The sequence below is a fragment of the Sagittula sp. NFXS13 genome (genome assembly GCF_040148795.1).
Classification (GTDB): Bacteria; Pseudomonadota; Alphaproteobacteria; order Rhodobacterales; family Rhodobacteraceae; genus Sagittula; species Sagittula marina.
Genome location: NZ_JAGEMH010000029.1, coordinates 1 through 23,300, shown reverse-complemented (window position 1 = coordinate 23,300; position 23,300 = coordinate 1). Strand labels below are relative to the sequence as shown.

Genomic DNA, 23,300 nt, shown 5'->3' with positions numbered 1-23,300 from the left:
ACTCGGCAACGATCCCTGACGACCAAGAGGGGTACGACCCATCCCCCGCCACCACGCCGATTTGCGCGATCTGCGTAGTGGCTCCCATCATGCAACGAGAGCTGGTAAATCCATAAGACAAGAGGGGCCAGCCCTTGATCTGGAAGATCCGCTGCACGGTGTTCTTGTTGAACCCCAAGAGCCAAGCCACGGTCCGATAACCAAAGGACGGCTCTTCCTCGATCAGCTTCTTGATCGGCTCGCAAAAGCGGGCCTCGACTTTAGGCGCAGCCTTCACCGGCTTGTAGTAGACCGTCCGCCTCGGGATGCCGAACCAGGCACACAGCTTGGCGACCGACACAACGGCGCCCTCGGCAATGAGGCCCTGCTGGATGCGACGGATCAATTCCCGTCCTGCGCATCCAGCAGGGCCTGCAGCTTTTTTCGCGCCCGGAGCTCCAGCATCACCTCTCCATAGGCTTCCTGCAGGTGCCGGAGCTGCTTCTCGTATTGCTCGCGGATGTCGAGCGGGTTGGCGCGCAGCGAGTTCTCCATGCCGCGCTTGGCATCCTCAACCCAGCCCTCGATCTCGGAGGGCGTCAGGTCGAAGGACCGGCTTGCCTCGGACACGGTCGTCTTGCCTTGGATGATCTCGATGACGAGCGCTGTCTTACGCTTCGCCGTCCACCGTTTGATGCTGTCGTCCATCATCTTCCTCATGGCTACGTTCTCCTTTGTAGCATGAGCAGGTTTTCAGTGGGTCGATACACGTCTGAGCCGGTTATTTTTGGTCTCCAACTCCTTAAGCCGCTTGAGCTGATCGCGGCTCATCCCGCCATATTGCTTGCGCCATCGATAGTAAGTCTGAACCGTCACACCGACCTGCCGCACAGCCTCCTGAACCGAACTGTCTTGTCCTTGCAGCACCTCAACTTGTCGCAGTTTCAGCACGATATCCTCGGGCTTCTCTCGTTTGCCAGCCATCTCGTCGTTCTTCTGAAAACGGGATAATTATATTCCAAAAGGTGGACCACTTCAGTGGGGGCACTCCACCTGCTTCGCCCTCAAAGGCTGCGCGGACCGGTTGGTTGCAATCCGAGAGTGTGGTGATCAATCTGTTGAAGTAGTCGCACTGGTTCAGAACGTTCAGATGGCGGCAGCGTTTTTTACCCGGAACCGAGAGCAAAATTTTATGGCGGACTTTTGCGATGTCTATCGCCACCAAAGCAGGCTCGGCCTGTGTAACAATGGTATCGGTCATAGTCGGTCTCCCCTTGATCTGATCCCCGGCTTCTGGACCGTTTGCAGTTGGAGTTTTCCGCTACGTTTTCCGGCTGGGAGAGGAGCGGAATCACATGAAGGCATCATGGTTTTCGGACGCGCAAAAGGCGTTCATCATCAAGCAGGGCGAGGAAGGCGCGCTGGTCGCTGAGATATGCCGTAAGGCAAGCATCAGCCAGGCGACCTATTTCAACTGGAAGAAGAATTATGTGGCTTGCTGCCGACCGATATGAAGCGGCTGAAGCAGCTCGAGGGTGAGAACAGTCGGTTGAAGAAGATCGTGGCAGACCTGACGCTGGACCACGAGATGTTGCAGGATGTCATCCGGCGCAAGATCTGAGGCTTGGTCGGGTGCGCGAGCTTGTTCGCGGGATGTGCAGCGATTGGGCGGTCTCGATCCGGACGGCGTGTGACCCCATCAGATTTGACCGGTCAACGTTCCACTACAAATCCCGCCGTGCCGACCAGGCTGCCGTGGAGAAGCGGGTCAGGGAGATCTGCGAAACACTGGTTCGTTACGGCTATCGCCGGGTTCGCGTGCTTCTGGACCGTGAGGGCTGGGGCATAAAAGTCAAGAAATTACATAGCATTTACAGGTGGTTGTACGTGCAACTAGGGAACGAGACGCCGAAACGGCGGCGGGTAAAGGCGAAGCTTCGCGACGACCGCGCCGACGCCGTTGGGCCGAACGATGTCTGGGCAATGGATTTTGTCCATGACCAGCTGGCAACGGGCAAGAAACTTCGGATTCTGACGGTCGTGGACACGTTGCCCCGCTACGTTCCGGTGCTCGACACACGATACAGCTATCGGGGGGTGGAAACGTGGTCACCACGCTGGACCGAGTATGCTGAAGATCGGGCTACCCCGAGACGATCCGGGTCGAGCGGGGCAGCGAGTTCATCTCCTGCCACATGGACCTCTGGGCCTATCAACGCGGCGTCACGCTCGACTTCTCACTACCAGGCAAGCAAACAGACAATACCTTCATCGAAGCGTTTAATGGTAGGTTCAGGACCGAATGTCTGAACGCGCACTGGTTCTTTACGCTTGAAGATGCGGCCGAAAAAGTTGGAGGCTTGGCGTAGATACTTTAAGGAGGAACGGCCGCACAGTGCGATCGGCAACAAAGCCCCGATCACGCTGACGAAATCGGGGGGGGGGGGGGCCATCACTAGCCTGTCACCCTGATCGAGGCGGAAAACTCTCGCCAAGGGCGGTCCGGCCTTGGGAAGCAGAGCAAAGTTGGGTCGGCCTCTAATCGACGGTGGAGGAAAAATCCTGTGGCAGGTCAGCTGCCATCACGCGAATGTCGGCGGAATGATCTTGGATAATTAGACTATGGGCGTTGACAATCATGTCCCATAACAGCAAATCACGCTCAAAATTTCCCGGTTTTTTAGGAGATTTCAAATGAATATTACGATGTTCTGCCCAACTATGTGGGCGTGGTGTCAAGTGCATGCCTTTCGGACTTTGGAGACTAAGTTGTCTGCGTTGACAAGAAACCCTGCAAGATCAAAACACTTATGAGCTATCAAGTTCCTATCTATGAGCCAGGGTTAGACGTACCGATGCATAGGAATGTAGAGGCCGAACTCTTGTCCTGCGCCCTCGATCTCGGTGTTGCAATTGAGGATGCAGACGGGGCATTAATCTCTGCAGGCACTCCAACTCGGCTTAGTAATGGCCACACCGATCTAACCCGCGTCATGACTGCCGCGGGGGAAACCTCAGAGGTTGCGTTGGATTATCTGGCAGTGATCACAAAATCGTTCGTGCCGCTGGACTTAGATGTAGTTTCTAACCCGGAATTCCTGCGCGAAGGCTCTGCTATCGATGATTCCGTGAAATTTGACCGCGTCGTAACGAAGCGCGCTGAACAAGTTATGCCTATTATCTACCGCCCTTCTACCTGTAAGATTTTCTGATCATCATGACCTATTTCGAGTCCGCAAAAGTGATCGAATTCGCGACAGACGCCCTCCTTTTCACCAAGGTCATCTCCTTCATCAACAAGATCGCTGCCCCGTGCGGGAAAGTCGGCGCAGATGTAGAGCGCGTCTCTAACGGTATGGGGCCGGATGGGCGCATTGCCTCCGGAATAGATCCCTGCATGGCCAACCTACGCACTATTTACACTGCCGAAGCTACTCAGGCCGCAGGCTCCTAGGTTAATGACAGCATTGGCCATCGGAGCTTCTGATCTGTTCCGTTGGCTGGCAGTCGTGAGCACAAATCCCCCCGCCATAGAAATCGGATTACAAAGACCCGGGATGAATGTTACTACATCCCGTGACGAGTGGATCCGGTCTCGAGAGGAGACCTATTTTGAACAGAGCCCCCCAAGACAATTTCGGATCGGTCGAACGACACGACCAGCCAAAGAACTTTGGTCCGAAGACTGACGCCTCCAATGACACTATCGATCTTCTGAATGTAGCCCGCATCCTGTGGCACCGCAGGATGATGATTTTGCTGTTCATGCTAGTTTCGGCGGTGCTGGCAGGTTTCTACGCCTTCCGGATCGCTACGCCAGAATATCGGGCTACGACCCAGATGGCGCTCCAGATCGGTAATCAGCAAGTCGTAAATTTCGACAGCATCATGTCTGGGGCTTCCACAGACGAAGCCGCCATCAATACCGAACTGGCGATCATCAAGTCGCGGCCTCTGATCGAACAGATGATCATGGATCTTGATCTGGTATCAGATCCGGAGTTTAATCCGTTTCTAGGAGAGCAAGGCCTTATGACCAAGGCCAAGTGGCTGGTGCGAAGCCTATACGGTGTTTCCAACCAAGAGGTCTCAGTCCAGTCCGAAGATGAGGTCATCTTTGCGGTTACGGAAGCCTTGGATAGTTCCATCGTGGCTTCGTCCAACCGCAATACCTATATCCTTAGGATTACGGTCACGACCGGAGACGCGGAGAAATCTGCAAACATCGCCAACAAGTTAGCAGAATTGTATCTCGAAGATCAGGTGCAGAACAAGTTTGCCGCAACTGAATATGCGGTAGATTTCCTTTCGAAGCGTGTCCAAGAACTCGAAATGGAGCTCAAGGCCAAAGAAGACTCAATCGAGGCTGTGCGCGCCGAGACTGAACTGATCAGTCAGGAAGCTCTCGAAGTCCTCCGCGTTCGGGCAAAGGATCTTCGGTCACGTTCACTGAATGTTACATCCAGCATAACGCAGCAGCAGGCTGCCTTGGCCAGCTTGGAAGAGGTTAGTGATCGTAGGGCCTTGGCCACAGGGCTCGGTGACGCCACCCTGAGGAATCTCTTGCCGGCTGTTCAAGCGGGGGAAACCGATGCCGAGGCCATGTTCGACACTCGAGTCGCAACGCTGATAAAACAACGTCAGAACGAGATAGACCAAAATTTGGAACAGAAGGCATCCTTGGATGCTGCGCTGCAGGATCTGGAAAATGAGATCGAGCGACAGAATTCGGACCTTCTGGAATTGACGCAGCTGGGCCGGGAGGCAGATGCCACACGCGTTCTCTACGAGACCTTCTTGGCAAGATTGAAGGAAACCTCAGTCCAGATCGGGTTGCAGCAAGCGGACAGCCGTATTCTTGCGTCGGCGACACGGGGACAGCTCATCGCGCCTCGCAAGAGCATCATCATCATCATTGGCCTTATGCTGGGTTGTATTGTCGGTATCGTGATCGTGCTATTGCAGCCGATGTTGCATCAGGGATTTCGTCTGGCGCGAGATCTCGAACAGGCTACGGGAACCATGGTTTTCGCCCAAATTCCAAAGATTTCCGGTCGTTCCCGGACGGATATCGTCAGGTACCTCATCGCCAACCCGACCTCCGCGGCGGCAGAAGCGATCAGAAACCTACGTACATCCATCTTGATGTCGAACTTGGACAAGTCGCCGCAGCTCATCATTTCGACATCTTCGCGTCCCGGTGAAGGCAAGACCACCCATGCGGTTGCCCTGGCGAACAACTTTGCAGACTTGGGAAAACGGGTGTTGCTCGTCGAAGGTGACCTGCGCCGCCAGACGCTGGGCGATTATTTCGAGACCGAGCATACCGACGGGCTGGTAGCAGCCCTGATCGATGAGAAGCCCCTCGAGGAAGTGATCACGCGCGATCCCAACTTTGGTTTCGACCTGCTTATGGGTGGGCGTCTGCGGGCCAACGCAGCTGATATATTTGCATCTGAACGGTTTGGGCAATTTATAACGGTTCTTCGCGATGCCTATGACTTCATCATTATTGATACGCCGCCTGTTTTGGTGGTACCGGATGCGCGGATCATTGCGGCCCATGCCGATGCTGTCATCTATACAGTCCAGTGGGACGCTACGATGAAGAGCCAGATTCTAGAGGGACAGAAAGAGTTCGCTTCGATTGGGGTGAGCATCACCGGTTTCGTTCTGTCGCAGATCGATCCCAAGGGTATGCAGCGATATGGCTACGGCGGCCAATATGGCGCTTATTCGCAATATGGTCAGGGATATTATAACAACTGACACTGACAAGCTTGTTGCAGGCAGCGTACGGCGCTGTCTTCTTTGATTAACCTCTTCGAAGGACAGTCTCGGCATTCGCCGGGCACTGTCCGTGCGTGTCGTTCTCTCGCACCATTTAGGCTTCGGAGTATTGCATGCGCAGTGGCCCTTTCAGAGACTGAAAAATGCAAGAGGTCACAAGATGGGAATACTCTATTACGACGGTGCGGGCACTCCATTGGATGGCGAAGGAAACCAAGTCCCATTCGCAAGAAACGTCAATCGGGCCTTGGACGCCTTGGGCAACCCGGTACCTCATGCGAAGCGCTACGTTTATATCCATGAAACAGAGACCCTTGCAGCGCTATTCGAGGATTCGGACCTGACGCTGACCGTTGCGAATCCAATGAGTTCCGACAGTGAGGGGAATTTCTCGCCCTGTAGTGTTATTGAGGGGATTTATACCGTCGTAATTACCGATGAGATTGACAATGTGCTGACCCGGATCGAAAGCGTCGCAATCAAGGGAGGAGCAGATGTCGGTGCTGCCCGTGGATTCCGCCAGCTCAGTAATCTTCTGAGCAATGAAACGCTGTCCTATTCCACGTCCTATTGGCGTGATCGGGCTGTGGAAAACGAGATTTTAGATATCGCTGAAACTGGGCAGCGTTATTCGATTGCAAGTGCAGATTCGACGACGTTTGACTACCAGACTGCTGGCGGCGTAAAGCTGATCGACCTCAGTCGCCGCAGCGAACGCTCTGCCGCCGCCGCTGCCAGCAATCCTGATGGCACGATTGTCGTAATGGACGGGCTGAGCTATGCTGTCGACCATGCGGCCATCGGTTCAGAAAGCGCGACGGGTGACCTTGGCATCGACGGGTTGCGGCCCTTTGGACGTGTCCGACCTGCCCATTACGGCGACGAACTGCACCGAGCTATCGCCAACTCAACCTCCGGCGAGATCCATCTGCCGGTCGAAACCATTACGGTCGACCATCTGCATTTGAGGGAAAATGTTAGCATCTTGGGTCAAGGGCGGAAGCGGACCATCATCAAGGTGACAGGATACACGAATTATGACGGCCTGAACGCATGTATTGTGGCGTCGGGTGATGACGACAGCGGACTTACTTCGCAGATGCGGATCAACGGAGTCGAGATTGATGCCACAGCGGTCACTACCCCCGGCGTCAATGGCCTGCTCGTTATGCGCAAGCTATCGATGAACGAGGTCCACGTCCACCATGCTACAAGTCATGGTATCGTCCTACGCTCGGGCTTGCCGAACCAGCAGGCCGTTTATTTCGCCGACTTCCAGAACGTTTGGGCAAAGAGCAATGGCGGCTCCGGGATGCGAATTACTGACAATTCAAACGCCAATAAGTTCGAGCTTTGTCAGTTCGATTCGAACGGTGAGCACGGGGTGCATCAATTGCTTGTCGGCAAGTCAGGGGTGAACCAAGCTGTCTACAACAATCTTTTTGTCTGCGGCCAAGCCAGCTATAACCAGATGAATGGTATCTACGTCCAGAACGGTGCGAACATGCAGCTGTTTGGCACCTATATGGAGTACAATTCGCAAATCGACGGCGGAAACCCAAAAGTCGGTGCCTTCAAGAACCTCAATCTGGGCCCGACGGCCAGCCGCATCTATGCCGTTCTAGGCGAGCAGGGAACAGATACGGACCTAGAGCAAGGAATCGGGATGAATAGCCAATTACACAACTTTGTGTCGGTTGGCGGTCATCAGTTGACGCCGAACAACGACCTGTCTTTGGGCTACGTGAATTCCGGTAGTGGTCGTAAGATCAAGATGAACGGTTTCGGCGGTTGCGAGCATGCGCTCGAATTTCACGAGGGCACGGCAGGGGCCACCGCACGCCTACGCTACAATGGGGCACCTTCATCACCTGGAAACGAGGTCCGTATGGAGGTCACAGCCGACAATGGCAACACTTGGAAGACGCTATGGCATGGGCGAAACGACGGCAAGCTGTCTGTCTATGGCGAAGCCCCAGTCGATCAGGGCAGCCTGCTTAACGCGGCAACGGACCTGAATTCGGCGATCGCTCTGGTCAACAACTTGAGGACAGTGATCCGAAACTACGGGATCGCAAGATAGCATCTTCCGTGCAAGCCTTCTGGACCTGTCCCGGATTTGTGCCGCTCTTTTGACCACGTATCGTGTCGCAGAGGAGAACACAGATGGCCTAACGACCAACCGAGGAATTTCGTATAGAAGCGGCGCGCGTAGCTTTGACCAGCGGGCTACCGCGCAAGCAAGTGGCCACAGGTTTTGGGATTGGCTAATCAACGCTGAACCGCTGGATCGGGCTGGATCGTCGCAACCCTGAGAAACCGACGATCCAGTCCGATCTCGCACGAGAGATCGCGGAGTTGCAGAAAGAGAACCGTAATCGCCGTCTCGACCCCACGTTGCTGCTGATGGCTTTGGCTGCGAGGTGATCTCCATCTCATGATGGGGAGTGCGTTTCGCAATGTGCGCTACAAATTCGTTTCTCAAATCACTTGGCGTCGAGACCTATCCGTCGGGCCACCGTCGGTGGCCGGATGAGGCAAAGGCCTTGGCCGTCTTGATGTCTCTGGAAGCCGGTGCGACTGTAAATGCCGTGGCGGAGCGGTTTGGCATTCTGCCCCAATCAACTCTCGGCATGGCGACGTGAAGCTAAAAAGGGCAAGCTTATGCTGCCTGCAGCCGCAATCGAGGAACCTGTCTTTGCGCCGCTCGTTGGCCAGCTCCCGCAACCGCCCGCGCAGCACAGTGTCCGGCTCACAGCTCGCGCCGCGTAGCGGACCATCTTGCGATCCGCACCGGCAATCCGGCACGCCGCCGCTCCGAGAGCCCGAACCGGGCCTTCAGATGCGCGACCGCCTCGCGCTTCACGGCAGGCGTCACCACTTTTTTGAAATCAGTTCCTTCATCGCTGCGAGATCGAGCATTTGCTCGGCCAGCAACTTCCTCAGCCTGGCGCTCTCATCCTCGAGCGTCTTCAGCCGCTTCGCCTCCGACACCGTCATTCCGCCGAATTTGGCTTTCCAATTATAAAGGGTGCCTTCCGACATACCGTGTTGGCGGCACAGGTCCGCGCACTTCGCGCCTGCCTCGTGCTTGGCCAGGATGCCCCCTCTTGTCTTATGGATTTACCAGCTCTCGTTGCATGATGGGAGCCACTACGCAGATCGCGCAAGTCGGCGTGGCGGCGGGGGATGGATCGTACCCCTCTTGGTCATCAGGGATCGTTGCCGAGTATGATCGCCCCCGCGGTTTTTTCGAACCTGAACGGATACCTGGGTTGCGGGCCCGCATGACAAGACGAGGTGGGAGATCCATTATGCAGCATACAATCGGCGTCGACGTTTCCAAGGCCATGCTTGATGCGATTGCTCATTGAGAGGCGAACACCTGCAATTTCCGAATGGTGCCCCGGGATTGGCCGCTCTTGTGCGATGGGCGTCCCGTGTCGCGGCGGTCATCGTGTTTGAAGCGTCTTGCGCATACCACCGGGATCTCGAGCTTATGTTGTCACGCCGTGGATTGACCTTTGCAAAGGTCAATCCACGGTAGGCTCGACGGTTTGCGGAAGCAATTGGACGTGTTGCGAAGACGGACAGGCTCGACGCTGAAATGCTGGCCAGGATGGGGGCAGCCCTGCAACTGGAACCGACTGCGGTTGAACCAGAAATCGTCGTCAATCTACGCGAACTCTTGGTGTTTCGCCGTGGCCTAATCAAGGATCGGACTGCAGCGAAGACGCGGCTCAAGACAGCAAGGCAGGCAATGCTGCGGCGTCTTCTCACGCAACGGTTGGCACAGGTCGAGCGGCAGATTGCGCGTGTGGACGCCACGGTACAGGCGCTCATCGCCTCTGACGCCCGGCTGGTGGAACGCCTGAATATTCTCGTAAGCATCCCCGGCATTTCACGTATTTCGGCGACGGCCTTGCTCGCAGACATGCCAGAGCTCGGCAGCCTTTCCGGAAAGGAAGCTGCTGCTTTGGCCGGGCTGGCTCCTGTGTCGCGCCAATCCGGGCAATGGCAAGGTCAGGAACGAATACTGGGAGGTCGACGCTCTGTTCGGCAGGCACTCTTCATGCCAGCGCTCAGCGCCATCCAGCACAACAGTTCCGCCAAGGCCAAGTTTGAAGACCTCGTCAGTGCCGGGAAGCCTCGAAAAGTGGCTCTCACCGCATTCGTCAGACAAACAACGCCCCACGTTGTTTGTTTTTCCTCCTCATTGCGAAAACTCATCGTCCTCGCGAACGCACTACTGAGAGACAACCGGAAATGAGCTGCAGAACCTGCTTGATCATCACGGATACTCGGCAGCATTCTGCGAATTCGCCTGCCGGGCAGTGGATGATCTGTTCGTCCGTGAATCTCGTTCGCTTCATTGTCCGTCCTCAAGTTGGGCCGGACTCTAATCGATGGTAGAGAGAAAATCCCGTGGCAGGTCAGTCCCAGGCCGAAAGAAGCGCAAGACACCGGTCAAATACTACAAGCGGCGTAATCGCATAGAGATCATGTTCGGCAGGCTCAGGTACTGGAGGCGCGTCGCCACACGCTATGACCCCTGCCCAAAGATATTCCTCTCTGCCATCGCTCTCGCCGCTCTCGTCATTTACTGGTTATGAATCCTGCCCCTAGCGCAATGCGCATCGCATCTTTGCAGAATTCGTCCATTCTTCCATGTCCCATAGTCAGTCTCCTTTGTTGCAGTAAATGCTATCAAAGGAGCGGCATCAAACCGCGACAGGTCCAAGGGGCAATATCAATCAAGTAGACGCAGCAAATATGTCCCGTAGCTGGTTTTGTGAAACGCCTCCGCTTGAGCCATGAGTTGATCACGGTCGATCCATTCCTTGTCAAAGGCAATTTCTTCAGGACAGCCCACTTGCTGCCCTTGGCGCTCTGACAAGGTGCGCACAAAGTTACCTGCATCCAGAAGCGATGCATGTGTCCCAGTGTCGAGCCAAGCATAGCCCCGGCCCATCTGGCGCACGCTCAGCAGCCCATCCTGCAGGTAGCTTTCCAACAAACTGACAATCTCCAATTCGCCACGCCCTGAAGGCTGCACTTTTCGGGCACGTTCAGGCGCAGACCCATCAAGGAAATACAATCCCGTGACGGCATATTGCGATGGTGGCGTTTCAGGCTTTTCAATAATCTGGTGGATAGTACCGTCAGCGGCAAAATCCACCACGCCATATCGCTCGGGATCGGCCACGCGATAGCCAAAGACCGTGCCACCGGTACTCTGCGCATCTGCCGCTGCCAAATGATCGGGCAGACCATGGCCAAAGAAGATGTTGTCGCCCAACACCATAGCCGAAGGCGCGCCATTGAGGAACTCTTCAGCCAGCAGGTATGCCTGTGCCAAGCCATCAGGTGAGGGCTGATCGATATAGGTCAGGTCGAGTCCCCACTGGCTACCATCTCCGAGCGTGCGGATGAACTGCGCCTGATCCTGTGGCGTGGTAATGATACAGATCTCGCGGATACCAGACAGCATTAAAACTGATAGCGGATAGTAGATCATCGGCTTATCGTAGACGGGCAAGAGCTGCTTCGAGACGCCCATTGTAATGGGGTAGAGGCGCGTCCCTGAACCACCTGCAAGAATGATGCCCTTGCGCATACTCATCTGGAAATTCCTTTTCATCAATGCCGGAGCCGAAATTCTTTCTCAGCGCCCGTCAAGTTCGGACAGAATATCACGCAGCCCTCTTCGCCAGTCTGGGCGCGATATGCCGAAGACCGCTTCAGTCTCGCTATTATCCAGCCGCGAGTTGCCGGGGCGCCTCGCCAACGTTGGATATGCGCTCGATGGAATATTGGTGACTTCGACTTGCCTACTCATCTGCGCAAATATTTCCCTAGCGAATTCAGCCCAGCTAACATTAGGCCCCCCGGAGAAGTGGTAGGTGCCGCTCTTCTCGGGGGCTGTCTTCAGCTGCGTCACAATGGTGATGCAGGCCTCGGCAATGTCGGCGGCGCAGGTCGGGCCGCCTACCTGATCGGCCACGATAGTCAGGCGATCGCGGGTCTCCGACAAGCGCAGCATTGTTTTGACGAAGTTATTGCCGTAAGATGACACAATCCAAGATGTGCGCAGAATGGCAGTGATGCCGCCCGCCATCCGAACTCCCTTTTCTCCGACCAGCTTGGAGCGTCCGTAAGCGCCCAATGGCGCTGTTGGAGCCTCCACCGTAAAGGGCGTCTCACCACTGCCGTCAAACACGTAATCTGTCGAGATATGAAGGAAGGGGATACGCTTCTCATTGCAGGCAACGGCCATGGCGATAGGCGAAATGCCGTTGACGGTCGTCACGAGATCTTCTTCTTCTTCAGCTCTGTCAACGGCTGTATAAGCAGCCGCATTGATGACGGCCTCTGCATCGCTCTCCAGAATGATACGACCGCAGGCCTCTGCATCTTTAAGGTCAACATCATTCCGGGACAGGAAGCGCGCATTCGGCAATCGGCGCGCCAGTTCCATTGCCACCTGTCCAGTTTTTCCAAATACCAGGATCATCGTCCTTTACCCTTTACCCAAGCGCTGCCCAACACCATCTCGTTTCATGAGTTTCATCCACCAGTCACGGTTGTCGAGATACCACCGCACGGTCCGTTCGAGGCCCTCCTTGACGGTGACCGAGGGCCGCCAGCCCAGCTCATCTCGGATACGCGAGGGGTCGATAGCATAGCGCGCATCGTGGCCAGGACGGTCGGTAACGAAGGTGATCTGGTCGGCGTAGGAGCCGCCATTCACCTTGGGTTGCAGGCTGTCAAGGATGGTACAGAGTGCGCGCACCAGTTCGAGGTTGGTGCGCTCGTTCTCCCCTCCGATATTATAAGACCGTCCCGGCGCGCCCTTTTCCACTACCAGCAGCAAAGCATCGGCATGGTCCTCGACGAAGAGCCAGTCCCGAATATTCTCACCGGTCCCATAGATCGGCAATGGCTTCCCGGCCAACGCATTCAAGATGACCACGGGGATCAACTTTTCCGGGAAGTGATACGGACCATAATTGTTGGAGCAATTTGTCAGCACTACGGGCAAGCCGTAAGTTTCGTGCCAAGCTCGAACCAAGTGATCGGAACTGGCTTTTGAGGCTGAGTAGGGCGATCGCGGATCGTAGGACGTCTCCTCGGTGAATCGTACAGAGGTATCTTCGGGAAGAGAGCCGAAAACTTCGTCAGTGGAAATATGGTGGAAGCGGAAACCTTTGGGTTTGCCGGTATCGGTCCAGTACTTTCGTGCTGCCTCAAGCATGTTGAAGGTACCAGTGATATTGGTTTCGATGAAATCACCCGGGCCATCGATGGAACGATCAACGTGCGACTCTGCCGCTAGATGCATGATCACGTCGGGCTTGTGATCCGACAATATTCGATCCAGTGCCGCGCGGTCCCGGATGTCAGCCAGTTCGAAAGCGTAAAGCGGATCCTGCGCTACTTCCGCCACATTGTCGAGGCATGCAGCATATGTCAGGGCGTCTAGGTTCACCACTGCGTGGCCACGAGTCATTGCGAGGCGCACCACAGCCGACCCAATGAAGCCGGCCCCACCGGACACGAGGATCTTCATGTGGCGCGCTCTTCGGTTGCTTTATCAGGCGCGGAGTAGGTGAAGGGACTATCAACCTCCCTCAGAAAAGGTGCCGTGTCATCCTTCTCCGACAGCAACGGCGTTACACCGTCCAGCCCCCAATCGATACTGATATCAGGATCGTCGAAGCGCACCACACCATCACAATCGGGGGCGTAATAACCGGAGCACTTGTAGATAATCTCCGTGTCGGGCTCGCGGGTTATAAAACCATGCAAAAAACCGGTTGGGATCAACAACTGCTTGCCGTTCTCGAAAGAGAGCTCTTCTCCGATCCAGCGACCATAGGTTGGGCTGCCCTTGCGGATGTCTACCGCTACATCGAACAGTCTTCCCCGGCCGCAACGCACTAGCTTGGCCTGTGCGTGGGGCGGCGATTGGAAATGTAGTCCACGCACAGTGCTGGCCTGGCGGCTAAACGAGTGGTTGTCCTGTACGAAATCAAAATCAAGGCCCTGTTTGACCATGAGCGCGAGGTTCCAGCTTTCCGAGAAAAACCCACGACTGTCCCCGAAACGGCGTGGGGTCAGCACCAGAACGCCGGGGAGATCTGTTTGTTCAATCTGCAAATTCAATACCTGCCATCATCTTGAGCCATGGCGAAAAAAATCCAAAACACGCTTGAGGACAAAATACACTAATCGCTTCTTACTAAACTTTAGGTCTTTCTTAAATGCCAAACTCCGCTGGAGGCAGGACCCATTGATTTCCGTCGCTTCGCCTGTTTCACAACTCTGAAAATGGAGCGGTAACATGAGCGTCCTTTTCTGACTGACCGGCGCGCAAATGGCGCCGCTGCAACCCTTCTTTACGAAGTCGCATGGCAAGCCAAGGGTCGATGACAGACTGGGGGTTATGTGGGATTATCTTCACCAATCGCACTGGCTTGCGTTGACGAGACGCTCTTGCTGGCCTGCTGCCGCTTATCGTCCTCACAAGACCCTCTACAGCCGATGGATATGTTGGAGTAAGAAAGGCATTTTCGCGCGGATACTGGTCGGGTTGGCAGCGGAACACGGTGAAGAAAAGCCTGTGATGACCGATGCGACATATCTGAAGGCCCACCGCGCCGCGACCAGAATGGCCGCGAAAAAGGGGGCGTGGCCGCCTGATCGGACGAACCAAGGGCGGAATGCACACCAAGCTGCGAGCCACCTGTGACAGTCAAGAACGCCCGATAGACCTGTTCGTCACCGCCAGTCAGGTGAGCGACTATGTCGGCGCACGGGCGCTGCTCAGCGGCCTGCCAAACGTGAAATGGCTGCTAGGGGATCGCGGCTATGGTGCATAATGATTCAGATAATCGTTGCAAAACAGGGGGATACGCGCTTGCATCTCTAGCCGAAAGAAGCGCAAAATCCCGGTTAAATACGACAAGAGACGGTACAAGCGGCGCAATCGCATCGATATCATGTTCGGCAGGCTCAAGAATTGGCGGTGCGTCGCAACCCGCTATGACCGACGCCCGAAGGTGTTCCTCTTGGCCATCACCTTCGCTGCGCTCGTCATCTATTGGCTATGAACCCTGACCCTAAGACAAATCAGCCTACGGCAAACCCGGCGCGGTTCAATGCTGCCGGGACCAGAAATGCCGGTTGCACATTAGACTATAACATGATTGATGGCACCGTGCAAACGGCATGGGCACATACTGCAGAGAGTTTTCCTAATCCGGATTTCACTACGTTTTTGGAGCTGTTTCAGTCGTCAGGGGATGGGTAGTCACCTTTGGGGCCCCACGGCAACGGAGCGAAGCAAGCTTACGAAGGGAAACCATGAAACGCGCATTCATTACAGGCACTGCAGGATTCATCGGCTTCCACCTCGCGCAACTTTTGCTGCGCGAGGGGTGGGAAGTTCATGGCTACGACGGCCTTACCGATTACTATGATGTCGCGCTGAAGCAGTGCCGGCACGCGATTCTGGGGCAATCGCCAGAGTTCACCGCCACAGTGGGCTTGCTCGAAGACGCGGACGCACTGAATGCTGCCGTCGAAGTTGCGCAACCCGATGCCATCATCCATCTCGCAGGCCAAGCTGGCGTACGATACTCGATCAACAATCCACGCGCCTATGTCGAAGCTAACATCATCGGCACCTTCAATGTGATGGAAGCTGCCCTCGCAGTGCGTCCAAAGCATCTTCTGATGGCCTCGACCAGTTCCGTCTACGGCGCAAACACCGAAATGCCATACGCTGAAACCCAAAAGGCCGACACGCAGATGTCCTTTTATGCGGCCACCAAGAAGGCCAACGAGGTGATGGCGCATTCTTGGGCTCATATAAACGGTTTACCAATCACCATGTTCCGTTTCTTTACCGTTTACGGTCCATGGGGACGCCCTGACATGGCGTTGTTCAAGTTCGCCAAGGCAATACTCGAGGGTAGGCCGATCGATGTCTACAACGACGGCGATATGTGGCGTGACTTCACCTACGTGGAGGATTTGGTTCAAGGTATTAATCTGCTGATAGAAACAGTGCCGGGTGGGTCCGAAACCGGGGTCGACGGAGACAGCCTGTCACCCGTCGCCCCTTGGCGGGTGGTCAACATCGGTAATTCCGAAAAGGTCCGCCTCGAGGTGTTCATCGACGCCATCGAACTGGCGACAGGTCGGACGGCGCAGCGCAATTATATGGATATGCAGCTTGGCGACGTTCCAGCCACTTGGGCCAATGCAGATCTTCTGCATCGCCTAACAGGCTATCAGCCCGAAACCAACATACGCGAAGGTGTCGCACGGTTCGTCGAATGGTATCGGACACACTACAAGGTCATTGCCTAATGTTGGCAAGACTCAAGCGGTCCCGGCGCGGCATCATGGTGCTCAGCCTGAAAGGCTGTGAAGCCTTAGCCGGAGCGGCCATGACAATACTTTTGGCGCGCATTATGGGGCCATCCCAGTTCGGTTTCTTTGCTTTTGGCCTTGCCACGACGACGCTGCTTGCCATCCCCATTAAGAACGGCGCTTCTACGCTCATTACCAAACATGTGGCCATTGCCCATGAGGCAGCCGGCCTGCACCAGGCAGGGCCGATGCTTGCCGCTGGAATCCGGCTATCGCTTCTCTATGCAGCCGCGGTGCTGGCAGGGCTTTGGGGGGCACGCGTGATCGGGATCGAAAATCCCTTTGTGGCAAGCGTGGCTCTAGTCGGGTTGGCGCTGCCTTTCATGTGCCTAACAGGCCTTTGGGAAGGCGTCCTGCGCGGTAGTTTTCAGCCCAGTGCCGCCATTATGGTCGGCACTGTTTTGGTACCTCTGATCACGATGGGGCTGGCTGCGGCTTTGGGTGATACATTGGCTAGTCAAGGCTGGCAGATTGCTGCAGGTCTTTACGTCGGAACGGTTGCTGCTGTTTGCCTGCTGGGAGCGCTTTGGGCGCGGCCCACGCTCAAGAGGTTGTTTCCAGTCTCCCCTGAAAATCGTATGAGTTCGGCGGTTTGGATTGGCCATGCTGCGCCGTTTGCCATCGTAACAGGGCTTTTGATTTTCAACCGCCAGATTGACGTGATCTTGTTGGGAACTTTGAAGAGCGAGGAAGCTGCCGGAATTTACCGCATCGCTGCGCAGGCAGCGATACTGACGACATTCGGATCGCAGGCGATAGTGCATCTGTATGCACCCTACCTCGCGACGACTACGGCCGACAGCGCGCCCAGATTACTGTCACGCTATCTCCAAAAAAGCGTTGTGTTTTCTATTGCTTTCGGGACTGCTGTTCTCCTGTTCTTGTTCCTGTTCGGGGAGCTTATCATCCGCAATCTCGCTGGGCCGGAGTATCTAGACGGTTATCCTGTAATGCTTATCCTGTGCTCGGCAAACCTGCTTTCCGCAGCGAATGGCGCGCTGGTCCAAGCGTTGTACATGCAGGGGCACCAGTCTAAAGCCGCATGGATTTACGCAATTTTTGGGGCCTACACCGTGGCTGCAAACGCGACACTCATCCCGATATTCGGAATTCTGGGTGCGGCTATAGCTAGCGCGTCTGCCATCATCTTGTGGTCTTTTGCTCTTCGCGTGCTTGCCTGTCGAACCCTGTGCTTATCTTTTTTCCGCCTCGCTCCTAAATTTTGATCGCTCCAACTATTCGAGAGTAATACAATGCGCCTCCAAAACTTCATTCCAACAGGTCATCTCTGGGACAACGCTATTTCTATTCTGAACGCGCGCAAACGCTTGGGATACTGGCCGAACCCAAAGCGGCCGCAGACCTTTAACGAATTTATTCTTGCCCAGAAATGGCAGTTCCAAGGGGATATAGAGCTTGCTCGGCGCACCACAGACAAGGCAGAGATCAAGACTTGGCTCGCAGAAAAAAAACTTGATCACTTGATTGTTCCAACCGTTGGTGTCTTTGACACCATAGAAGAGATCCGGGGTTTCTCGTTCGAGGGCACCGTGATTGCGAAGTCGACCCATGGCAGTGGCGCTGCAATTATTCGCACTGCACAGAACGGAAAGGCTTTTTCGGAAGCCGACCTGAAGCTTTTTCAAAGCTGGTTGCATGAAGATTATTATATTCGAAGCCGAGAAAATAATTACAAGGATTTGCCTCGGCGGATCATAGTTGAGCCAATGCTCAAGGGGGAGGACGGCGCCCCCCCAAAAGACTATAAGATCGCATGTATCAATGGTGAACCTTTCGTGATTCAAGTCGATATTGACCGCTTCGGAGACCATACACGACAGCTCTATACACCGGACTGGACCCTGCTTGATTTCTCGATGATGTATCCGCGTAATCCCATAAAGGCGGAGAAACCTGCCCTACTAGATGAGGCCTTGGAGACAGCGAGAAGCCTGGCTCAGGGCTTTGGTTTTTTGCGAGTGGACTTCTATTTTCTCTCCAGCGCGCTCAAACTGGGAGAACTGACCTACTTTCCTGGAAATGGAGCGGAGATCTTCGTTCCTCCCGCTGCCGATGCTGATCTCGGTGCAATCATCGCGGCAACCAAAGCGAAAAATTTGAGGCACGGCGCATGATACGAAGCTGTGCCGCAGAACCATGCTGTGAAATGAGATGATGATGTTCGGAATGTTGAACCGTTTGGTTCGAGCCCTGGGATATGCCTTAGGGACCGGGATTTTTTTTGTGCATCGGCTACGCCGAAATGTCGAGGTAGGTCGACGAGTCCGCGTTTTTGGTGTTGCCTTGATCGACATTCATTCAAAAGCGACCCTAATAATCGAGGACGACGTAAATCTGAATTCGATGGCGCGCGGCTATCATTTGGGCATGTATGGTGGGGTAAAACTAATGGCTGATCGCCCCGGTGCCACGATTTCCATCGGAAGCAACACTAGAGTACACGGAAGTTGCATCCATGCCCAAGACAGCGTGACAATCGGTCGTAATTGTCTCATAGCGGCGCAGTGCCAGATCATCGACGGACATGGACATGATATAAGTGCAGATGAGCCAGCGAACCGGATCAACACCATTGGCGAGACCGCTCCGATCCGGATTGAGGACAATGTCTGGCTGGGAACTGGGGTACTCGTAATGCCTGGCGTGACAATCGGAGAAGGTACCGTCATCGGTGCATCCAGCGTGGTGACCAGAGACATTCCGCCCGGGGTTCTCGCGGTCGGGGTTCCGGCTAAAGTCGTTCGTACGTTTTATCCATGACGACTTACCTCTTCGTCAGTTTGTTCCCCTATGCTGGTGCGATCGCAACAGCTATGGACCGTAGGGTGACGGCCATAGGTTGGTTCGTGCTCTCGCTGTTTCTCATAGTGCTCTCGCTGTTCATTGGGCTGCGGTTTGAGACTGGCAAGGACTGGCTGCAGTACAACTACATTTATGACGTTATCTCCAGCCTGCCGCTGGGCGCTGCGCTCGGCTTTACCGACATGGGGTATTCTGCGCTCAACTGGATCTGCAGCCAGATCGGCTTCGGTATCACCGGTGTATTCTTGATCTGCGCAACCGTCTTGGCAGTCGGTATCGGGATGTTCGCCGCACAGACACCCTATCCATGGCTGGCTGTGGCCGTGACAATGCCGCATATCGTGACGGTTATGGCGATGGACCACGTTCGGCAGGCCACCGCGCTGGGATTTATCCTGATCGGCCTAGCGCTGCTCGCCGAGGATAAGGTCAGGCCTTTTCTGATCTGCATCCTGATCAGTGCGCTGTTTCACCGAACAGGTATAATCTTCCTCGGTTTTGGTATCGGGCTGATCACACGCAACCGGATGCTACTTTATCCAGCATTTCTGCTGATCGCCGTTGTGATGCTGCAGTACATAATGCAATCAGACCGGATGGATATCTATACGTCGCGCTATCTAGAATCCGAGGCGGGTTCGCGCGGTGCGCTGATCCGACTGGCGCTAAATGCCGCCCCGGCCGCAGCATTCCTTTATCTAGGAACGCGTCTCGAATTGCCGGCCAGGTTCCGAAAGGTGATGACCCTGGTTGCTTGGGCGGCTATCTTGTGCGTAGTCTTGCTGCCGTTATCCCCATCCGTAGTGGTGATAGACCGCGTGGGCAAATATTTCCTGCCCATTCAGATCCTGTTCTTCCCGATGTTCATTGCACGGTTTCACGGTTTTCTTCTCCGCGCCGGAGTGACGGGTCTCATAGTTATGTATTTGGCGACCACTCAAGTTTACTGGCTCTCCAGCAGCCCGCTGGCGCGACACTACTGGGTCCCCTACAAAATGGTCGGCTTCTGATCTTTTGAAAGTCAGCGTTTTGGGCTGCGGTCCAGTGCACGGATGGCATCAAGATACTTTCCGATCACGATAGCCTCATCGAATTCACGTTCAATTTTCTGCCGCCCAGCACATCCCATTTCCCTGCGTTTCTCTGGTGAAAGGGCTATGATCTGCGCGATTTTTTCACTCAGATCTTCGGCGTCACGCAATTTGCACAGATATCCATTCAGGCCTTCGTCTACCACAGTCCGACAGCCGGGCGCATCGGTGGTGATGATCGGGCGCCCAACGGCGGAGGCCTCAAGCAAGGTCCGCGGCGTGCCTTCCGGATAAGCAGATGGTAGAACGATGCAGTCGGACTTCTCGATTTCACCGAGAACATCATCGGAATATCCCAGATACTCCACGTGTCCAGCATCAACCCAAGCATTCATCTGTTTCTGAGAGATTGCGTCTGGATTATCCATATCCATGCCACCTAGTAGGCAGAACCGAATATTTTCGCCGTGTTGCATGCGAAGAGCCCGGGCTGCCTCGACGAATTCACCGACTCCCTTGTCCCAAAGCATGCGGGCAACTAGCAGGAAGCGTAGACCATCGTGTCCGCTCGGCACGGACAATGGGCGGAACTCGAATTTTTCTAGATCAACACCCGAGCCAGGCAGAAGGTCGTGACGGTCATGGGCAACAATACCTCTTCGGGTGAAGAGTGCGCGATCATCCGGGTTCTGGAAAAAGACTAGCGCTGAGGATTTGAGGGCGGCGCGGTATAGGCGTTTGACGATGCGAGTCACTACGCCATCCGATGTGAAGACTGTTCCTAGACCGGCGATGTTGTTAATCACAGGGATGCCCAGCCTTTGAGCCGCCATGCTGCCGTAGATGTTCGGCTTGATTGTGTAGCCGAGATAAGCATGTGGCCGGATCGTCCGAAAAGCTTCTACAAACCGACGATAAAGTAGGTAATCCGACACAGGATTTTTATTCATCCTCATCGGTAAGGCGAAGTGGCCAATCCCTAGTCCTTCAAGGCGCGAAGAATATTCATCGCGCGGAGCCAGGACGACCACATCATATCCGGCGTCCTGAATGCACTTGATCAAATTGCGCCGCGCTTGCCAGACATAATGCGAGGTGTTGGAGCCAATGGCTATGATTTTTTTTGTCATCAAAAGGCCTCGATACGTCTTTAGTGAGCGATATGTTCTTGGATTAAATCTGCAGATCTGAACAAGCAGGCGCGCCCGGGCCGTGTATCAGCAGCTATCCACAATGACAACGACGCTTCCCTGCCACGCGCAAGCCTTCGGAACATGTTGGACCTGCCGCGGTTTCGTGTCGCCCCAAGTTCTCGTTTAAGCCACTTGGCGATCCTGCGTTTCCTTTGCATTGGGCTTACAGACCGGGTGCCTGACGCCAAGATCGTCTACTATATCGCGAGACGCTTGCGCAGGCGGGCAAGGTGAGGGTGCTGTTCCATCAGTTCGACGGAGATCTGGCGCGGAAAGATTATATTTTGCAGGGTGGACAGATTTTGGATGCCTCCATTGTGCCGGCGCCACGCAACCGCAATTCCGGAGATGAAAACAAGGCGATCAAGAACGGCGAAGCACACCAGCGGGCTGGGCCGGTAAGCCCGCCAATCGGTCGCAGAAGGACACTGACGCGCGCTGGAGCAAGAAGCATGGAAAATCCCACTACAGCTACAAAAACCACATGAATGTGGACCGCAAGAACAAGCTGGTTCGCCGCTATCATGTCAGCGATGCCGCCTCTCAGGCAGTGGATCATTTGCCGATGAAAGGCAATACAGGGCAAGCCGCCGACCAAACAAGGCAAGGGCAGCAACAGGACCAAGTCATCGGTGCGCGCCCGGGGCGAGCACATCTTCGACGCGAAGACCAAGGACACGGGCGGCACGCTGATATGCCCGATCGGCATGGCGTGCGCGAAGGTGAAGGTCGGCATAAAAAAACCCCACCAGCTACATCGCCTGATACCAAACCCGGCATGATCCGGGGCATCGACGTCAAGTCGAAGGCGCCGAAGCTCGCCGTGACCGGGCAAAACGATCCCTGACTAGGTTGCCAAACACTCCAGAAAGCCGCTTAATGCCAGTTTCATCCCGCCAAATTCGACCGTAGCAACGGACGTGGGCAAAATTTAAGGTGCTCTAAAAAGATGCTCAAAGTGCATCAGGCCATTCAATTAAGCGCCGCCGCGGTTGACAACCACTGAAAGTGTCCGCCAGAAGATCCAGGCTTCCATGCGGTAGTTTGTCTTAGCAATATAGATAAGGTCAGCACGGACTTTGCGCCGGGTAGCTTCAACGCCTTCAATGTAGCCTAGCTCAGTCTGCGCAAGGCCACTGATCCCGGGGCGCACCGCATGGCGCTCCCTATAGCCCGGCACCACGTTGAGAAATTTGACTGCATGGTCATAGTAATCCGGGCGCGGTCCGATCAGGCTCATGTCGCCTTTGAGGACATTGATGACCTGGGGCAGCTCGTCGATCCGCGATTTGCGCATGAAGCCACCGAGCTTGGTGATCCTGTCGATTTCGAGAGGACAATCCATATCGCGGCTGATCTCTGCCACATCGATCATCGAACGAAACTTCAAAGCCGTGAAAGGCTGACAGTCACGCCCCATGCGGCGTTGCGTGTAGAACAAGCGCCCTTTGTTGTAGAACGGATTCAAGATGAGCAAAAACACAGCGACCACGGCCAGAAGGGGCAGCAGAAGAAGGCTCATGAAGATATCAAAAATGCGTTTGTTCAAAAAAAAGATAGGAGACCCACCTAGCCGTGCTTTACCGGTCCGGGCGGGGATCGGACCATTTGAAATAGTTGTATCCAAAATCTTACCCTCTAGAAAATCATGCCCAAGAACAAGGCACCTTTCACCCCATAGAGAGATTAACATTTCCTTTCAATAGGAGCGTGGATCAAACCAAATGAAGTACTGCAGTTAGCCCGGAAATTATGTATCCTAACGTGCTCAATCAGCGGAAATTCGCCTCAGAAACCGCGTTATCAACCTTCCCAAGCACCAGGCTACCCAAGAGGCAGCAATGCGGATGCATTCAGGACAGCCTACACCACGAATCAGTGCTGGTGTCGGCCAGGGTTCCGTCGAGATCGAAAATCACACAAGGCGTCATGCGGTGCTCCTCAAAGCGTTGGGTAAAGATGTGTCACACGTCGCAATCAAGCGTGAGAGCGGCCGCCTTGCCATGCGCAGTGAAACCTATAGAACGGCCCCAGTTAAAGAACA

Annotated in this window: 20 protein-coding genes and 7 pseudogenes; 16 read left to right on the top strand and 11 right to left on the bottom strand. The window is 54.9% G+C overall.

The genetic code is table 11. The annotated features are described in order from the left end of the window. The 4 genes and pseudogenes from J4E08_RS23675 to J4E08_RS23660 all read right to left on the bottom strand — a co-directional run. A partial coding sequence (locus J4E08_RS23675; RefSeq protein ID WP_502949313.1) for a hypothetical protein occupies positions 1-385 on the bottom strand: 385 nt, incomplete at its 3' end. Beyond that, positions 382-699: a DUF1153 domain-containing protein gene (locus tag J4E08_RS23670; RefSeq protein ID WP_349540610.1), complete on the bottom strand. Its 318-nt coding sequence runs from the start codon at positions 697-699 to the stop codon at positions 382-384. The genes J4E08_RS23670 and J4E08_RS23675, both read right to left, overlap by 4 nt. Before the next feature lie 48 nt (positions 700-747). Then, positions 748-963, bottom strand: a pseudogene (locus J4E08_RS23665) (transposase); the annotation flags it as partial. Then, positions 908-1,240 (bottom strand): hypothetical protein, encoded by a 333-nt coding sequence (locus tag J4E08_RS23660; protein WP_349540611.1) that lies wholly within the window; start codon positions 1,238-1,240, stop codon positions 908-910. The gene J4E08_RS23660 and the pseudogene J4E08_RS23665, both read right to left, overlap by 56 nt. Positions 1,241-1,334: 94 nt before the next feature. Between J4E08_RS23660 and J4E08_RS23655 the strand changes: the two are divergent. From J4E08_RS23655 to J4E08_RS23630, 6 genes and pseudogenes are all read left to right on the top strand, one after another. Continuing rightward, a pseudogene (locus tag J4E08_RS23655) lies at positions 1,335-2,451 on the top strand (IS3 family transposase). A gap of 338 nt (positions 2,452-2,789) precedes the next feature. Then, on the top strand, positions 2,790-3,191 hold the full coding sequence (locus tag J4E08_RS23650; RefSeq protein WP_349540609.1) for a hypothetical protein: 402 nt from the start codon (positions 2,790-2,792) through the stop codon (positions 3,189-3,191). A gap of 5 nt (positions 3,192-3,196) precedes the next feature. Further along, on the top strand, positions 3,197-3,433 hold the full coding sequence (locus J4E08_RS23645; RefSeq protein WP_349540608.1) for a hypothetical protein: 237 nt from the start codon (positions 3,197-3,199) through the stop codon (positions 3,431-3,433). A gap of 158 nt (positions 3,434-3,591) precedes the next feature. Continuing rightward, positions 3,592-5,748, top strand: a complete 2,157-nt coding sequence (locus tag J4E08_RS23640) for a GumC family protein (protein ID WP_349540607.1) — start codon at positions 3,592-3,594, stop codon at positions 5,746-5,748. 181 nt (positions 5,749-5,929) lie between these two features. Beyond that, positions 5,930-7,852 carry a hypothetical protein gene (locus J4E08_RS23635; protein WP_349540606.1) on the top strand — a complete coding sequence of 641 codons (1,923 nt, stop codon included), beginning with the start codon at positions 5,930-5,932 and terminating at the stop codon, positions 7,850-7,852. Positions 7,853-8,228: 376 nt separating this feature from the next. Next, complete coding sequence (locus J4E08_RS23630; protein ID WP_349540605.1) at positions 8,229-8,414, top strand: transposase; 186 nt, start codon at positions 8,229-8,231, stop codon at positions 8,412-8,414. Between the two features lie 52 nt (positions 8,415-8,466). On the opposite strand, the pseudogene J4E08_RS23625 reads toward J4E08_RS23630, so the two are convergent. Next, positions 8,467-8,892, bottom strand: a pseudogene (locus tag J4E08_RS23625) (transposase); the annotation flags it as partial. A 191-nt stretch (positions 8,893-9,083) separates the two neighbouring features. Here J4E08_RS23625 and J4E08_RS23620 point away from each other — a divergent pair. Together J4E08_RS23620 and J4E08_RS23615 are read left to right on the top strand one after the other, a co-directional pair. After that, positions 9,084-10,039 (top strand): annotated as a pseudogene (locus tag J4E08_RS23620) (IS110 family RNA-guided transposase). Between the two features lie 166 nt (positions 10,040-10,205). Next, positions 10,206-10,382 (top strand): annotated as a pseudogene (locus J4E08_RS23615) (transposase); the annotation flags it as partial. A 137-nt stretch (positions 10,383-10,519) separates the two neighbouring features. On the opposite strand, the gene rfbA reads toward J4E08_RS23615, so the two are convergent. Genes rfbA through rfbC form a run of 4 tightly spaced genes read right to left on the bottom strand, consistent with a single transcriptional unit; the run spans position 10,520 to position 13,929 of the window. Continuing rightward, positions 10,520-11,392: a glucose-1-phosphate thymidylyltransferase RfbA gene (gene rfbA / locus J4E08_RS23610; RefSeq protein WP_349540604.1), complete on the bottom strand. Its 873-nt coding sequence runs from the start codon at positions 11,390-11,392 to the stop codon at positions 10,520-10,522. Between the two features lie 42 nt (positions 11,393-11,434). After that, positions 11,435-12,283, bottom strand: coding sequence for a dTDP-4-dehydrorhamnose reductase (gene rfbD, locus J4E08_RS23605; RefSeq protein WP_349540603.1), 849 nt, complete (start codon positions 12,281-12,283; stop codon positions 11,435-11,437). Positions 12,284-12,289: 6 nt separating this feature from the next. Continuing rightward, positions 12,290-13,339 carry a dTDP-glucose 4,6-dehydratase gene (rfbB, locus tag J4E08_RS23600; protein ID WP_349540602.1) on the bottom strand — a complete coding sequence of 350 codons (1,050 nt, stop codon included), beginning with the start codon at positions 13,337-13,339 and terminating at the stop codon, positions 12,290-12,292. Further along, entirely contained in the window at positions 13,336-13,929 is a 594-nt protein-coding gene (gene rfbC / locus J4E08_RS23595; RefSeq protein ID WP_349540601.1) for a dTDP-4-dehydrorhamnose 3,5-epimerase, read from the bottom strand. The genes rfbB and rfbC overlap by 4 nt, the downstream gene beginning before the upstream one ends. A gap of 217 nt (positions 13,930-14,146) precedes the next feature. On the opposite strand from rfbC, the pseudogene J4E08_RS23590 reads away from it, so the two are divergent. The 6 genes and pseudogenes from J4E08_RS23590 to J4E08_RS23565 all read left to right on the top strand — a co-directional run bounded on the left by J4E08_RS23590 (position 14,147) and on the right by J4E08_RS23565 (position 20,042). After that, positions 14,147-14,882 (top strand): annotated as a pseudogene (locus tag J4E08_RS23590) (IS5 family transposase). Positions 14,883-15,135: 253 nt separating this feature from the next. Further along, on the top strand, positions 15,136-16,146 hold the full coding sequence (locus J4E08_RS23585) for an SDR family NAD(P)-dependent oxidoreductase (protein WP_349540600.1): 1,011 nt from the start codon (positions 15,136-15,138) through the stop codon (positions 16,144-16,146). After that, entirely contained in the window at positions 16,113-17,435 is a 1,323-nt protein-coding gene (locus J4E08_RS23580) for an oligosaccharide flippase family protein (RefSeq protein ID WP_349540599.1), read from the top strand. The genes J4E08_RS23585 and J4E08_RS23580 overlap by 34 nt, the downstream gene beginning before the upstream one ends. A 27-nt stretch (positions 17,436-17,462) precedes the next feature. Then, on the top strand, positions 17,463-18,344 hold the full coding sequence (locus tag J4E08_RS23575) for an ATP-grasp fold amidoligase family protein (RefSeq protein ID WP_349540598.1): 882 nt from the start codon (positions 17,463-17,465) through the stop codon (positions 18,342-18,344). Positions 18,345-18,387: 43 nt separating this feature from the next. Continuing rightward, positions 18,388-18,990, top strand: coding sequence for an acyltransferase (locus J4E08_RS23570; RefSeq protein WP_349540597.1), 603 nt, complete (start codon positions 18,388-18,390; stop codon positions 18,988-18,990). Then, the gene (locus J4E08_RS23565; RefSeq protein ID WP_349540596.1) at positions 18,987-20,042 is read left to right on the top strand and encodes an EpsG family protein; all 1,056 of its coding nucleotides are present in this window, start codon (positions 18,987-18,989) and stop codon (positions 20,040-20,042) included. The genes J4E08_RS23570 and J4E08_RS23565 overlap by 4 nt, the downstream gene beginning before the upstream one ends. A gap of 11 nt (positions 20,043-20,053) precedes the next feature. Here the strand turns inward: J4E08_RS23565 and J4E08_RS23560 are convergent, their stop codons facing one another. Beyond that, positions 20,054-21,193 (bottom strand): glycosyltransferase family 4 protein, encoded by a 1,140-nt coding sequence (locus tag J4E08_RS23560; protein WP_349540595.1) that lies wholly within the window; start codon positions 21,191-21,193, stop codon positions 20,054-20,056. A gap of 195 nt (positions 21,194-21,388) precedes the next feature. Here J4E08_RS23560 and J4E08_RS23555 point away from each other — a divergent pair. Continuing rightward, positions 21,389-22,038, top strand: a pseudogene (locus J4E08_RS23555) (transposase); the annotation flags it as partial. 194 nt (positions 22,039-22,232) lie between these two features. Here the strand turns inward: J4E08_RS23555 and J4E08_RS23550 are convergent. Beyond that, entirely contained in the window at positions 22,233-22,805 is a 573-nt protein-coding gene (locus J4E08_RS23550; protein ID WP_502949314.1) for a sugar transferase, read from the bottom strand. 292 nt (positions 22,806-23,097) lie between these two features. On the opposite strand from J4E08_RS23550, the gene J4E08_RS23545 reads away from it, so the two are divergent. Beyond that, a partial coding sequence (locus J4E08_RS23545; protein WP_349540593.1) for a hypothetical protein occupies positions 23,098-23,300 on the top strand: 203 nt, incomplete at its 3' end.